This window comes from Brevundimonas sp. FV1ps31S (assembly GCF_058681265.1).
In genome coordinates this window covers 556,737-570,414 of sequence record NZ_CM178735.1, presented here as the reverse complement: position 1 = coordinate 570,414, position 13,678 = coordinate 556,737, and the positions used below count along the sequence as shown (strand labels likewise).

7 protein-coding genes are annotated in these 13,678 nt (G+C 68.0%); 5 read left to right on the top strand and 2 right to left on the bottom strand.

Annotated elements, in window-relative coordinates:
* Positions 1-197: 197 nt before the first annotated feature.
* Complete coding sequence (locus tag ACVPT3_RS02655; protein ID WP_492042668.1) at positions 198-980, bottom strand: ZIP family metal transporter; 783 nt, start codon at positions 978-980, stop codon at positions 198-200.
* A gap of 64 nt (positions 981-1,044) precedes the next feature.
* Here ACVPT3_RS02655 and proB point away from each other — a divergent pair, with 64 nt between their 5' ends.
* Positions 1,045-2,214 carry a glutamate 5-kinase gene (proB, locus tag ACVPT3_RS02650; protein ID WP_492042667.1) on the top strand — a complete coding sequence of 390 codons (1,170 nt, stop codon included), beginning with the start codon at positions 1,045-1,047 and terminating at the stop codon, positions 2,212-2,214.
* Complete coding sequence (locus tag ACVPT3_RS02645) at positions 2,211-3,488, top strand: glutamate-5-semialdehyde dehydrogenase (RefSeq protein WP_492042666.1); 1,278 nt, start codon at positions 2,211-2,213, stop codon at positions 3,486-3,488. Before proB ends, ACVPT3_RS02645 begins: the two co-directional genes overlap by 4 nt.
* Before the next feature lie 162 nt (positions 3,489-3,650).
* On the opposite strand, the gene ACVPT3_RS02640 is transcribed toward ACVPT3_RS02645, so the two are convergent.
* Positions 3,651-6,080, bottom strand: a complete 2,430-nt coding sequence (locus ACVPT3_RS02640) for a membrane-bound PQQ-dependent dehydrogenase, glucose/quinate/shikimate family (protein ID WP_492042665.1) — start codon at positions 6,078-6,080, stop codon at positions 3,651-3,653.
* Between the two features lie 230 nt (positions 6,081-6,310).
* Here ACVPT3_RS02640 and ACVPT3_RS02635 point away from each other — a divergent pair, with 230 nt between their 5' ends.
* The 3 genes from ACVPT3_RS02635 to ACVPT3_RS02625 are packed head-to-tail and all read left to right on the top strand — an operon-like array spanning position 6,311 to position 13,606.
* Positions 6,311-7,738 carry an NAD(P)-dependent oxidoreductase gene (locus ACVPT3_RS02635; RefSeq protein ID WP_492043776.1) on the top strand — a complete coding sequence of 476 codons (1,428 nt, stop codon included), beginning with the start codon at positions 6,311-6,313 and terminating at the stop codon, positions 7,736-7,738.
* Positions 7,735-12,246, top strand: a complete 4,512-nt coding sequence (gene gltB, locus ACVPT3_RS02630; RefSeq protein ID WP_492042664.1) for a glutamate synthase large subunit — start codon at positions 7,735-7,737, stop codon at positions 12,244-12,246. Before ACVPT3_RS02635 ends, gltB begins: the two co-directional genes overlap by 4 nt.
* Before the next feature lie 46 nt (positions 12,247-12,292).
* Positions 12,293-13,606, top strand: coding sequence for an ammonium transporter (locus ACVPT3_RS02625; RefSeq protein WP_492042663.1), 1,314 nt, complete (start codon positions 12,293-12,295; stop codon positions 13,604-13,606).
* Positions 13,607-13,678 lie beyond the last annotated feature (72 nt).

Genomic DNA, 13,678 nt, shown 5'->3' with positions numbered 1-13,678 from the left:
CCCAGGCCAGACAAGAAGTTTCGACGGGAAGCCGAAGGCTTTATAGGTCGCGTCTTAATGGGGCGCTCCTTCGGGAAGTTCAGGCGGGGAAGACCGGACTGCGAGTTTGGTGGCCTAACCTCTGGCGACGGGCGCCGTCCAGACCCGCGCCGGATGTAAATGATGTAACTGTCCCCTCGGCGACCACGACAAACGGCTCAACCCAGGGCGATATCCAGGAACATCATGCCCACCAGGCCGATCATCAGCCCGATCATCGAACTGTCGCCCTTGGACTGTTGGCGCGTCTGCGGAATGATCTCGGCGGTAACGACATAGATCATCGCGCCGGCGGCCAAACCCAGCCCCCACGGCAGGGCGCCCGGCAGCATACCGACGACGCCGGCCCCGATCAGCCCGCCGACCGGCTCGACCAGGCCGGACGCCAGCGCGCCCAGGAAGGCGGGCCCGCGACCATAGCCCAGCGAGGCCATGGCGGCCGAGACCGCCAGGCCTTCGGGCATGTTCTGGATGCCGATCCCCAGGGCCGTCGCCAGCCCCTGGTGCATATCGCCGCCGCCGAAGCTGACGCCCACGGCCGCGCCTTCGGGGAAGTTGTGCAGGGTGATGGCGATGATGAACAACCAGATGCGCCGCGCCAGATGTTTCGACTGGGCCGGGCCGATCGCCAACATGTCCACCGGCGCAAACCGGTTCATCAGACCGATGGCCGTCGCCCCGATCAGCACCGCAGCCGCCATTGTTCCCGCCGCCCAGGCCTGGGACGCGCCGCCAGTCTGAAGCACGTCCACGCCGGGTATGATCAGCGAGAAGAAGGACGCCGCCAGCATGACCCCGGCGGCGAAACCCAGCAGGACGCTCTGTGTCTGCTCGCTCGGCTTCTTCAGGAACAGCATGGGCACGGCGCCGACCGCCGTCATCATGCCGGCCGCCAGACTGCCCAGGGCGCCGGCCGCGATCGGGGAAAGGGATTCCATCATTCGCCTGCTGTGGCGGTCGATACGGCAAGAGACAAGCCCGAACAGCCGCGTTAGAGAAACCTTCATGTCCCAGGTCGCCTCCCCTGCCCCGCGTCCAGACTCTGCAACCGACGCCGCTTCCGCCCTGGCGGCGGCGCGCCGGGTCGTGGTCAAGATTGGATCCTCGCTGCTGATCGACGCCGAGACGCGGCGGCCGACGCATGACTGGCTGGCGGCCGTGGCTCGTGACCTGGCGACCTTGAAGGCGCAGGGACGCGAGGTCATCGTCGTCTCGTCGGGCTCCATCGCCCTGGGGCGGGGCCGTCTGCCGAATCTGGGGACCCGACTGGAGGACAAACAGGCGGCGGCCTCGGTCGGTCAGTCCCTGCTGATGGCCGCCTGGTCCGAGGCCCTGGCGCCGCACGATCTGGTCGTAGGCCAAGTGCTGCTCACCCGCGACGACACGGAACGCCGCCGTCGCTGGCTGAACGGTCGCGCCACCGTCGAGGCTCTGCTGGGCCACGGCGTCATCCCCATCGTCAATGAGAACGACACCGTAGCGACGGAAGAAATCCGCTATGGCGACAACGACCGGCTGGCGGCGCGGACGGCCCAGTTGGCGCGGGCCGATCTGTTGATCCTGCTGTCGGATGTGGACGGCCTGTACACCGCCGATCCGCGCCGCGACGCCAACGCCACCCACCTGCCGCTGATCGAGGCTCTAAGTCCCGACGTCATGGCCATGGGGGGGGGCGCCAACGCCCAGGCCGGGGTCGGGACCGGCGGCATGGCGACCAAGCTGGCGGCGGCCCAGATCGCCCGGTCGGCCGGATGCGCCACCATCATCGCCTCAGGCCAGACCCTGTCGCCCTTGGCGGCCATCGCGGACGGCGCGCGCTCCACCCTGATCACCGCCCCTGACGGACCCATGGCTGCTTACAAACAGTGGATCGCAGGCAGCCTCTCGCCGGCCGGCGCCCTGACGCTGGACCCCGGCGCCGTCACGGCGTTGAGGGCGGGAAAAAGCCTGCTGCCCGCCGGGGTGACAGCCGTCGCCGGCGATTTCGAAAAGGGCGACTGCGTGCGCTTGATCGACGCCGACGGCCGGGCCGTGGGCGTCGGCTTGGCCGCCTATGCCGCCGATGAGGCCGCCCGCATCCGGGGGCGGCGCAGCGACGAGATCGAGACGACCCTCGGCTATCGCGGACCCTCGGTTCTGATCCACCGCGACGACATGGTTCTGGACGACCGATGACCGATCTTGAAACCCGAATGCTCGACACCCGAATGCTGGAAAGGGGCCGCCGCGCCCGCGCCGCCGCCGCTGACCTGCGGGACGCCACGACCGCCGCCCGCACCCGCGCGCTGGAAATCCTGTCCGAGAAGCTGACGGCCGCCGAAGCCAACATCCTGGCTGCCAACGCGCGCGATGTGGACGCCGCCCGCGCCAACGGCATGAGCGAGGCCCTGATCGACCGGCTGTCGCTGACGACCGCGCGTGTCGCCGGCATGGCGCAAGCGGTAGGGACCATCGCCGCCGTGCCCGATCCCCTGGGCGTCGAGACCGAACGCTGGACCCCCGCCAACGGTCTGGACATCGCCCGCGTCCGCACCCCCATCGGCGTGCTGGGCGTCATCTATGAGAGCCGGCCTAATGTCACCGCCGACGCGGCCGCCCTGTGCATCCGCTCGGGCAATGCGGCGATCCTGCGCTGCGGCTCGGACTGTCTGCAGTCTTCGCTGGCCATCGCGGGCCTGATCGCCGAAGCCCTGGACGAGGCCGGCCTGCCCGCCGATGCGGTGCAACTGGTCGATACGCCGGACCGCGAGGCTGTAGGCCTGATGCTGGGCGGGCTGGACGGCGCCATCGACGTCATCATCCCGCGCGGCGGCAAGAGCCTGGTCGCGCGCGTCCAGGCCGAGGCCAAGACGGCGGTGCTCAGCCATCTGGAGGGCCTGAACCACACCTATCTGCATGAGGCCGCCGATCTGGACGCGGCCCGCGCCATTGTGCTGAACGCCAAGATGCGGCGGGTGTCCGTCTGCGGCGCGACCGAGACCTTGTTGGTGGATCGTGCGGCTGCCGAACGTCTGCTTCCCCTAGTCGCCGCAGATCTGATCGCGGCCGGGTGCGAACTGCGCGGCGACGCCGAGGCCGTCGCCCTAGTTCCCCAGATGGAGCCTGCGGTTGAAGCTGACTGGACCACCGAATATCTGGCGCCGATTTTGGCGGTGCGGATCGTCGATGACCTGGAGGCGGCGACAGCGCACATCGCCCGTTATGGCTCAGGCCATACCGAGGCCATCGTCACCACCGACGCCCAGGCCGCCGAACGGTTCGCCGCCAAGGTCGATAGCGCCATCGTCCTGATCAACGCCTCGACCCAGTTCGCCGACGGCGGCGAGTTCGGCTTCGGCGGCGAGATCGGCATCTCCACCGCCCGCCTGCACGCCCGCGGCCCCGTCGGCGCCGAACAGTTGACCACCTACAAATACGTCGTGCGCGGCCAGGACCAGATCAGACCCTGACCTTCTCCCTTCCCGTCCGGGGAGGGTGGCCGAGCCGCAGGCGAAGCCGGGTGGGGCGGCCCGGCAAAGCATCCCTGAACGAAAGAGGCGGCTCGTTTCCGAGCCGCCCCCACCCGATCGCTGGCGCGCCCCCCTCCCCCGCCGGGGGAGGGAGAAAACGCCTCAACCGCGTTGCGGCAGGGCATAGGCGATGACGTAGTCGCCGCGCGGCGTCTCCATGAAGTGGTGGCCGCCGGCCGTGATGACGAGATACTGACGGCCGTTCTGCTCATAGATCATCGGATTGGCCTGGCCGCCTGCCGGCAGGACGTCGGACCAGACCGTATCACCGGTCTCGATATCGATGGCCCGGATCAGGTCGTCGGTGGCTGCGGCGATAAAGACCAGACCGCTGGCCGTGATCACCGATCCGCCGTTGTTCGGCGTGCCGATCTCCAGCGGCAGGTGCGAGGGAATGCCCCACGGCCCGTTCTTGCGTGCTGTGCCGAACGGACGGTCCCACAGAGTCTGGCCCGAGCGCATATCGACGGCAGTGATGCCTCCATACGGAGGCTCCTTGCACAGCAGCCCCGTCCATTTCACACGCCAACCGGCGTTGACGTCGATGGCGTAGGGCACGCCAATCTGCGGGTCCCCCGCGCCTTCACCCTTGGACAGGCTGCCGCCACGTACCGTCACCTCCTCCTGCTGGGCGATGTAGCGAGGGTCGTCACGCGGGAACCAGCCCTTCTCGTTGGCCTCTTCGCGCGGCACCAGGCGGTTGTAGTTGGGCATGTCGTTATAGTTGGCGATGATCACGCCCCGCACCGGATCAACCGCCACGCTGCCCCAGTCCGAACCGCCGTTATAGCCCGGATAGTTGATGTAGTGGTTGGTCGAAGGCGGAGTGTAGTAGCCCTGATAGTCCGCCTTCTTGAAGTTGATGCGGCAGAACATCTGGTCGATGGGGGACATGCCCCACATGTCCCGCTCCTTCAGGTTCGGCTTACGCAGGGTGGCGAACAGCGAGAAGGGCTGGGTGGGCGCGCGCTCGCCCTCTTCGGTCCCCCCAGTGGTGGGAACCGGACGTTCCTCCACCCCGTGCAGCAGCTGGCCCGTGGCGCGATTGAAGACGTACATGTCGCCCTGTTTAGTAGGCAGCAGCAGGGCCGGCACGACGCCGCCTGCCGTCGGATAGTCGATCAACGTCGGCTGAGAGCCCAGGTCGAAGTCCCAGACGTCGTTGTGCACAGTCTGGAAATGCCAGCGCGGCTTGCCGGTGGTCACATCCAAGGCGACGATGGAGGTGGAGTATTGCTTCTCCTGCGGCCGCCGCAAACTGGACCAGTAGTCGGCCGAGGAATTGCCCATCGGCAGATAGACCAGACCCAAGGCCTCGTCGCCCGTGGCCGTCGTCCACATGTTGGGCGTTCCCAAGGTGTAAGTCTGGCCTTCCGGCGGCCGGCCGTTGCGATCCGGGCGCATCATGTCCCAAGCGAAGCTGAGTTCGCCCGTTTCGACGTCGAAGCCCTGGATGACGCCCGACGCGTTCCAGCGTTTCTGCCCGTCCAGCACCTGGTGGCCGGTGACGATCACGCCGCGAACGATGACGGGCGGCGAGGTGATCGAGACCATGCCGGGGTAGGGATCGCCCATGCCCTGTTTGATGTCCACGACGCCGTCCTGACCGAAGGCCGTGCAGGGCCGTCCGTTGCGGGCGTCGACCGCGACGATCCGTCCGTCCAACGTGCCTTCGATGATCTTGGTCGCGCAGGGTTCAGCCGGATTCGCATCTGCGCGCGCATGATAGGTCACACCCCGGCAGGCGGCCGTATAGGGAATATTCTCGTCGGCGACCTGGGGATCATAGGCCCATTTCAGCTCGCCGTTGCTGGCGTTGAGGGCGAACAGCTTGTTGCGTGCCGAGCATAAATAGACGGTATCGCCGATCTTCAGCGGCGTTGTCTCGGCGCCCCAACGCTCTTTAGGCAGATCACCAGTACGGAAGGTCCAGGCCCGCTCGAGCCGGCCCACATTGTCCTTATTGATCTGGGTCAGAGGCGAATAGCGCTGGGCGCTGTCCGTGCCGCCCCAGGCCGGCCAGTCGGCCCCCGTCTTGAGCAGGGCCGGATCTTTGTACGCGCCGCGCGGGCCCGGAAGCGGACGATCGAGATGGGCGCGGTTGGCCTGGGCGATCATGACGCCGAAGACGACCGTCAGCACCGCCAGACCCAGAGCGCCCCCACCCGCCAGCTTGCCCCCGCCTCGTCCCTTCAAGACGGGCAGGGTAGCCAGGACGAGGAACATGAGAACCAAGGGCCCCACGAGCCGAGGCACTTGGGCCCAGCCGTCTAGTCCCTTTTCCCAAAGCGCCCAAACCAGGGTGAAGATGAATGCCGCGCCATAGATCCAAGCGCCCTTTATGTCGCGGAACACCAACAGCACGCCCGCCGCGATCAACATCAGTCCGACCACGAGGTAATACCAGGAGCCCCCCAGGATCACGAGCTGAAGCCCGCCCACAGCGAGCACAAGTCCGATCACCGCGATCAGAAGGCCCAGAAGCAGCGTCAGCCACCCTCCCAAGCCATTTGGCGTCGTCCATCGTGGCATCGGGGCCCCCGCTTCAACTTTGGATGAGGTTCCACCAACGAGCCGCGAACTAGGAGGTTCCTGATTTCGCCATAGCGGCGACCTTAAACCGTTCCATCAACGGCCCGCGCCTCACATCTTTCTGTCCCTGAACCGTCCTAGACCGGATGTTCTTTGCGAATTTCACAGCTGCGAACGGCTCACAGCAATAATATTTGCCTCAACTGGTCCGATTGCGGCATATGCGCCTTATGCATAAGACCCTGAAGCAAGGCGGGACTTTCGTCGTCGAACCACGCCGCCTATCCAAGGCCTCGGCCGAACTGCGCGCACGCGGGTTCGGAGAGATTACGATTCCGCCCTCGACCGAGACGGCGGAGAAACAGGCGTCGCGCTGCACCGACTGCGGCGTGCCCTTCTGCCAGAACGCCTGTCCGCTTCAGAACAACATCCCCGACTGGCTGCGCCTGTCGGCCGAGAACGAGCCGCGTGAAGCTTGGCGCGTCGCCTCTCTGACCTCGACCATGCCCGAGATCTGCGGCCGCATCTGTCCGCAGGACCGGCTGTGCGAGGGCGCCTGCACCCTGAACCAGTCCGGCTGGGACGCCGTGACCATCGGCTCGGTCGAGGCCTGGCTGGGCGATCAGGCTTTCGCCAATGGCTGGGTCGAGCCCATCCGTCCGGCGGCCGAACGCGGCGAGAGCGTCGGCATCGTCGGCGCGGGCCCTGCCGGCCTGGCCGCCGCAGACCGTCTGCGCAGCGAAGGCTATCAGGTCACCGTCTATGACCGCCACGACCGGGCAGGCGGCCTGCTGATCTACGGCATCCCCGGCTTCAAGCTGGAGAAGCATGTCGTCCAGCGGCGCGTGGACCGTCTGGCTGAAGGCGGGGTCCAGTTCGTGCTGGGCTGCGAGGTCGGCAAGGACGTGACCCTGACTGAACTGCGCGAGCGCCATGACGTGGTCCTGCTGGCCATGGGCGTCTACCAGCCGCGCATCCTGTCGGCGCCGGGCCGCGGGCCGGACTCGACCGTGGCGGCCCTGTCCTATCTGACGCATCAGAACCGGCGCGACCTGGGCGACGCCGAGGAAGACGGCTGGCACGAGGCGCGCGGCAAGCGGGTTGTGGTGATCGGCGGCGGCGACACCGCCATGGACTGCGTCCGCACCGCTGTCCGTCAGGGCGCGGCGTCCGTCACCTGCCTGTATCGTCGCGACCGCGAGAACATGCCCGGCTCGGCCCGCGAAGTCGTGAACGCCGAAGAGGAAGGCGTCGTCTTCGAATGGTTGGGCGCGCCCAAGGCGCTGCTGTCGCAAGGTGATGTCGTCACCGGCGTTCGCGCCGCGCGGATGCAACTGACCGAAGCCGCTCCCGGCGAGCGGCGCGACATCGTACCCGTCCCCGGCGCCGACTTCGACATTCCGGCCGACATCGTCATCGAAGCCCTGGGCTTCTCGCCCGAGCCGTTCGCGGCGCATGAGCCCGATCTGCGTCTGCGCGACGACGGCACCATCAAGGTCGGCTCCGTCAGCTTCGCCACAAGCCTGCCCGGCGTGTTCGCCGCCGGCGACGCGGTGCGCGGCGCCTCGCTGGTCGTCTGGGCCGTTCGGGAAGGCCAGGACGCCGCCGCCGAGATCGACCGTTATCTGAAGACCCGCACCGAGGAGGTCGCGGCATGACCCAATGGCTGGATAAGTACGAAGAGACCCGCGACCGACTGGAAGCGAGCAACGCCTATGATCGCGCGTCCGAGCGCGACGCCTGCGGCGTGGGCCTGGTCTGCTCCATCGACGGCACGCCGCGCCGCGACGTGGTCGAATATGCGATCCGCAGCCTGAAGGCCGTGGCCCACCGTGGCGCCGTCGATCCCGACGGCCTGTCCGGCGATGGCGCCGGCGTCATGTGCGAACTTCCCCAGGGCTTCTTCGCCGACCAGGTGGCCTTGATCGGTCAGTCCCTGCGTCCCGGCCCGATCTGCGTCGGCCAGGTCTTCCTGCCGCGCACCGATCTGGGCGCCCAGGACCGCGCCCGCGCCATCGTCGAGACCGAGGCCCTGCGCGCCGGCTTCTGGATCTACGGCTGGCGCCAGACGCCCATCGACCTGTCGGTCGTCGGAACCAAGGCCGGCGCCACCCGGCCCGAGATCGAACAGATCATGCTGGCTCCACCGCTGGACGATGCCGGACAGCCGCTGGACGGCGAGGCGCTGGAGCGCGAGCTGTACCTGTGCCGCCGCCGCATCGAGAAGACGGTCAAGACCGAGAACCTGGCCGCCGTCTACATCTGCACCCTGTCCGCACGCTCCATCGCCTACAAGGGCATGGTGCGAGCCGAACTGCTGGGGAACCTGTACCCCGACCTGGAAGACCCGCGCTTCGTCTCGGCCTACGCCGTCTTCCACCAGCGCTATTCGACCAACACCTTCCCCGAATGGAAGCTGGCTCAGCCCTTCCGCATGCTGGCCCACAACGGCGAGATCAACACGCTGAAGGGCAACCTCAACTGGATGAAGTCGCACGAGATCCGCATGGCCGCACAGGCCTTCGGGAATCGCGACCGCGAGGTGAAGCCGGTGGTCCAACCGGGCGGGTCGGACTCCGCCGCACTGGACAATGTCATGGAGGTGCTGGTCCACGCCGGGCGCCCCGCGCCGATGGCCAAGGCCCTGCTGATCCCCGAGGCCTGGGCCAAGGACGACGTGGTCATGCCGCCCGAGCACCGGGCCTTCTACGCCTATTGCAATGCGGTGATGGAGCCGTGGGACGGCCCGGCCGCCATCTGCGCCGCCGACGGCCGCTGGATCGTGGCGGGCAAGGACCGCAACGGCCTGCGCCCCCTGCGCGCGGTCGAGACGGTCGACGGTTTGCTGATGGCCGGGTCGGAAGCCGGTCTGGTGCCGATCCCCGAAAGCCGGGTGAAGCGCCGTCTGCACATCGGCCCGGGCAAGCTGATCGCCGTCGATATGAAGCACGGCCGTCTGTACGACGAGCATGAGGCCATCGACGCCCTGGCCGCCGCCCACCCCTATACGGAGTGGCTGGACAATATGGTGGATCTGGAGCCGATCATCGGCCCCGGACCGGAGCCCCGCTCGACCTCGGGCGAGGATCTGACCCGTCGCCAGATCGCCGCCGGTTACAGCCGAGAGGACCTGGACCTGCTGCTGGACGCCCTGGTGCGCGATGGCAAGGAGGCCGTCGGCTCTATGGGCGACGACGCCCCGCCGGCGGTGCTGTCGGCCCTGCCGCGCCCGCTGAGCCACTATTTCCGCCAGAACTTCAGCCAGGTCACCAACCCGCCCATCGACCCCTTGCGTGAAGCGGGGGCGATGAGCCTGAAGACCCGGTTCAAGAACCTGGGCAATATCCTGGCCCAGGAAGCGGCCCAGACCGACGTCTTCGTGCTGGACAGCCCGGTCCTGACCAACGGCATGTACGAGCGGATGGTCGAGACAGTCGGCGCCGGTTCGACCGTGGTCATCGACTGCAGCTATCACGTGCCGTCCGACGACGCCCGTTCAGGCACCGGCCTGCGCGCCGCCCTGGACCGGATCATGGACGAGGCCGAGGCCGCCGCCCGCGACGGCGCCGCCCTGATCGTCCTGACGGATCAGCAGGGTTCTGCAAGCCGTCTGGCCGCGCCGATGATCCTGGCCACCGCCGGAGTTCACGGCCGCCTGACCAGCGCGGGCCTGCGCACCTATTGCTCGATCGTCGTCCGCACGGCCGAAACGCTTGATCCGCATGGCTTCGCGGTCCTGGTCGGAGTGGGCGCCACCACCGTCAACGCCTGGCTGGCCCAGGACCTGTTCCAGGAACGTCTGGATCGGGGCCTGTATCCCGGCCTGACGCTGCGCGACGCCTGCCTGAACTACAAGCACGGCATCGAGGCGGGCTTGCTGAAGACGCTGGCGCGCAAGGGGATCAGCGTCATCTCCGCCTATCGCGGCGGCTGCGAGTTCGAGGTGCTAGGCCTGTCGCGCGCCCTGACGGCCGAGTTCTTCCCCGGCGCCCCGTCGCGCATCTCCGGCATCGGTTTAGCCGGTCTAGAACAGGCGGCGATGAAGCGGCACAAGGTGGCCTGGGGCGAGGCCCAGCCCTCGCCCGCCATCGGCGGCTTCTTCAAGATCCGTTCGGGCGGCGAGGCCCATGCCCACGAAGCCAAGACCATCCACCTGCTGCAGGACGCCTGCAACCGGGGCGACTATCGCCGCTTCAAGCAGTTCTCCGAGGCTGTTCGCAACCAGCCGGACCTGAGCCTGCGCGACCTGCTGGACTTCCGCGACGGCGTCGCCATTCCGGTCGATCAGGTCGAGAGCGTGTCGGACATCCGCCGCCGCTTCCTGACCCAGGCCATGTCCCTGGGCGCGCTTGGCCCCGAGGCGCACGAGACGCTGAACATCGCCATGAACCGCATCGGCGCCCGCTCTGTCTCGGGCGAGGGCGGCGAGGATCCGGAACGCTATCACCCGCGCCCCAACGGCGACGACGCCAACTCGGCGGTGAAACAGGTGGCCTCGGGCCGGTTCGGCGTTACAGCCGAATATCTGAACCAGTGCCGCGAGATCGAGATCAAGGTGGCCCAGGGCGCCAAGCCCGGGGAGGGCGGGCAACTGCCCGGCTTCAAGGTGACCGAGTTCATCGCCCGGATGCGCCACGCCGTGCCCGGCACCACCCTGATCAGCCCGCCGCCGCACCACGACATCTATTCGATCGAGGACCTGGCCCAGCTGATCTATGATCTGAAGGCCATCAACCCCGACGCCAAGGTGACGGTGAAACTGGTGTCCGCCTCGGGCATCGGGGCCATCGCCTCGGGGGTGGCCAAGGCCAACGCCGACGCCATCCTGATCGCCGGCCACAATGGCGGCACCGGCGCCTCGCCCCAGACCTCGATCAAGCACGCCGGTCTGCCGTGGGAGATCGGCCTCGCCGAAGCCCACCAGGTGCTGACGCTGAACAATCTGCGCGGCTCGGTGACGTTGCGCACCGACGGCGGGGTGCGCACCGGTCGCGACGTCGTCATCGCCGCCATGCTGGGCGCCGAGGAGTACGGCGTCGGCACCGCCGCACTGATCGCCATGGGCTGTCTGATGGTGCGCCAGTGCCATTCGAACACCTGCCCCGTCGGCGTCTGTTCCCAGGACGATCGGCTGCGCGAGAAGTTCACCGGCACGCCCGACAAGGTGGTCAACCTGTTCACCTTCATCGCCGAGGAAACGCGCGAAATCCTGGCCTCCATCGGGGCGCGGACGATGGACGAGATCATCGGCCGCACCGACCTGTTGCGTCAGGTCCGGCGCGGCGGGTCGCACCTGGACGACCTGGACCTGAACCCCCTGCTGGTTCGGGTGGACGAAGGCGCGGCCGGCAAGTGGGCTGACAAGGTGCGCAAGCCCATCGCCGACAGCCTGGACGCCCGGGTGCTGAAGGACGCGGTGCGGTTCCTGGATCGCGGCCAGACGCTGGAGCTGTCCTATCCGCTGAACAACACCCAGCGGACCGTCGGCGCCGCCGTGTCCTCCGCCATCGTGCGGCGCTTCGGCGCCCAAGGGCCCGCGGGTCGCCTGAAGCTGCGTCTTGAAGGCATCGCCGGCCAGAGCTTCGGCGCCTTCGCCGCCAAGGGTCTGGAACTGCACCTGACCGGCGAGGCCAACGACTATGTCGGCAAGGGTCTGTCGGGCGCCGAGATCTCGGTCCGCACGCCCGAATGGCGCGAGGATCAGCTGATCTGCGGCAACACCACCCTGTACGGCGCGACCTCGGGTCGACTGTTCGTCGCCGGCGCGGCGGGCGAGCGGTTCGCGGTCCGCAACTCGGGGGCCGAGGCCGTGGTCGAGGGCCTGGGCGCGCATGGCTGCGAGTATATGACCGGGGGTCGGGTGGTGGTGCTGGGCTCGGTCGGCTGGAACCTGGCGGCGGGCATGAGCGGCGGCGAGCTGTTCGTGCTGGACCAGCCGGGTCATGCCGAGCGGGCCCTGAACGGCGACCTGGCGGGCGTGGCCGACATGGATGCGGCGGCGGCCGAACGGGTGCGCGGATTGGTCGAGGCCCATTTTGCGGCGACGGCTTCGCCCCTGGCGCGGCGCCTGTTGGGCGACTGGGAAACCACGCTTGACCGTTTCGTGCGCATCCTGCCGCTCACGGACATTGTCAGGACGGAGGAACGGCTTAAGACTTCAGCCTGAGACTTGGCTGAGCCGTTCCTTACCTCTCCTCCCCGAGACGCCTGAAATGACCCGAACCGCCGCCCTTTCCGCCATTGTCGTTGCAGGGGCGGCGTCGCTCGCCTCACCGGCGTTGGCGGCCCCCGCCCTGCTGGCGCATCAGGCGCCCCTGGCCATCGACAATGCGGCGACGGCCTGGATCCTGACGTCCACCGCCCTGGTGCTGCTGATGACCCTGCCGGGTCTGGCGCTGTTCTACGGCGGCATGGTGCGCAAGAAGAACATCATCAGCGTCATCGCCCAGTCGGCGGCGGCCTTCGCCATCGTCTCGGTGCTGTGGTTCCTGGTCGGCTATTCGCTGTCGTTCGGCGCCGGTCCCGATGCGGTCAACGGCCTGATCGGCGGGGTGCAGGCCGCCTTCCTGAATGGCGTGACGATGCAGACGGCGCACAGCCTGCTGCCCGGCCTGCCGGAGCTGCTGTTCGTCAGCTTCCAGATGACCTTCGCCATCATCACCCCGGCCCTGATCGCCGGCGCCTTCGCCGAGCGGATGAAATTCTCAGCCAGCCTGCTGTTCTTCGCCCTGTGGCACCTGATCGTCTATGCGCCGATCTGCCATCAGGTCTGGGGCGGCGGCTATCTGGGCGGGCTGGGGGTTCTGGACTTCGCGGGCGGAGCGGTGGTCCACGTCAATGCCGGCGTCGCCGGCCTGGTCTGCGCCCTGGTGCTGGGCCCGCGCCACGGCTTCGGCCGCGACAACATGGCCCCCGCCAATCTGGTCTACAGCGCCATCGGCACCGGCCTGCTGCTGGTCGGCTGGATCGGCTTCAACGCCGGATCGGCCGGCGCCGCCGACGCCCTGGCCGCCACCGCCGCCTTCAACACCATCCTGGCCGCCGCAGCGGCCGCCCTGGGCTGGATGACCATCGAATGGTTCGACCGCAAGCGTCCGACCCTGCTGGGCCTACTGTCGGGCATCGTCGGCGGTCTTGTCGCCATCACCCCCGCCGCCGGATTCGTCGATCCCAAGGGCGCCTTCTTCATCGGCCTGATCGCCGGTCCGGCCTGCTACGCCGGGGCCGTCTGGCTCAAGCACGCGCTGAAGTACGACGACAGTCTGGACGCCTTCGGGGTGCACGGAATCGGCGGCATTGTCGGCGCCCTGCTGACCGGCGTCTTCGCCACCACCAGCGTCAACGCCCTGTCCGAAGGCGCGACCGTGTGGAAACAGGCCATCGGCCTGGGCGGGGCCATTGTCTGGAGCGCGGTGGGCACCTTCGCGGTGCTGATGATCTGCAAGTTCACCACGGGCCTGCGCGTCACCAGGGACGAAGAAGTCGAGGGACTGGACTATACCCAGCATGGCGAAGCCATCCACTGAGGTCACAGACAGGGGCGGTTGATCCCGTCCCTGTCCGCCCCCATCTTCATCTGTGACCGGGAGCCTTGCCGA

What these genes read in the sequence shown, in the direction of transcription:
- proB (WP_492042667.1), top strand. Translation starts at nt 1,045, where the DNA reads ATGTCCCAGGTCGCCTCCCCTGCCCCGCGTCCAGACTCTGCAACCGAC.
- ACVPT3_RS02640 (WP_492042665.1), bottom strand. Translation starts at nt 6,080, where the DNA reads ATGCCACGATGGACGACGCCAAATGGCTTGGGAGGGTGGCTGACGCTG.
- ACVPT3_RS02625 (WP_492042663.1), top strand. Translation starts at nt 12,293, where the DNA reads ATGACCCGAACCGCCGCCCTTTCCGCCATTGTCGTTGCAGGGGCGGCG.
- ACVPT3_RS02635 (WP_492043776.1), top strand. Translation starts at nt 6,311, where the DNA reads ATGCATAAGACCCTGAAGCAAGGCGGGACTTTCGTCGTCGAACCACGC.
- ACVPT3_RS02655 (WP_492042668.1), bottom strand. Translation starts at nt 980, where the DNA reads ATGATGGAATCCCTTTCCCCGATCGCGGCCGGCGCCCTGGGCAGTCTG.
- ACVPT3_RS02645 (WP_492042666.1), top strand. Translation starts at nt 2,211, where the DNA reads ATGACCGATCTTGAAACCCGAATGCTCGACACCCGAATGCTGGAAAGG.
- gltB (WP_492042664.1), top strand. Translation starts at nt 7,735, where the DNA reads ATGACCCAATGGCTGGATAAGTACGAAGAGACCCGCGACCGACTGGAA.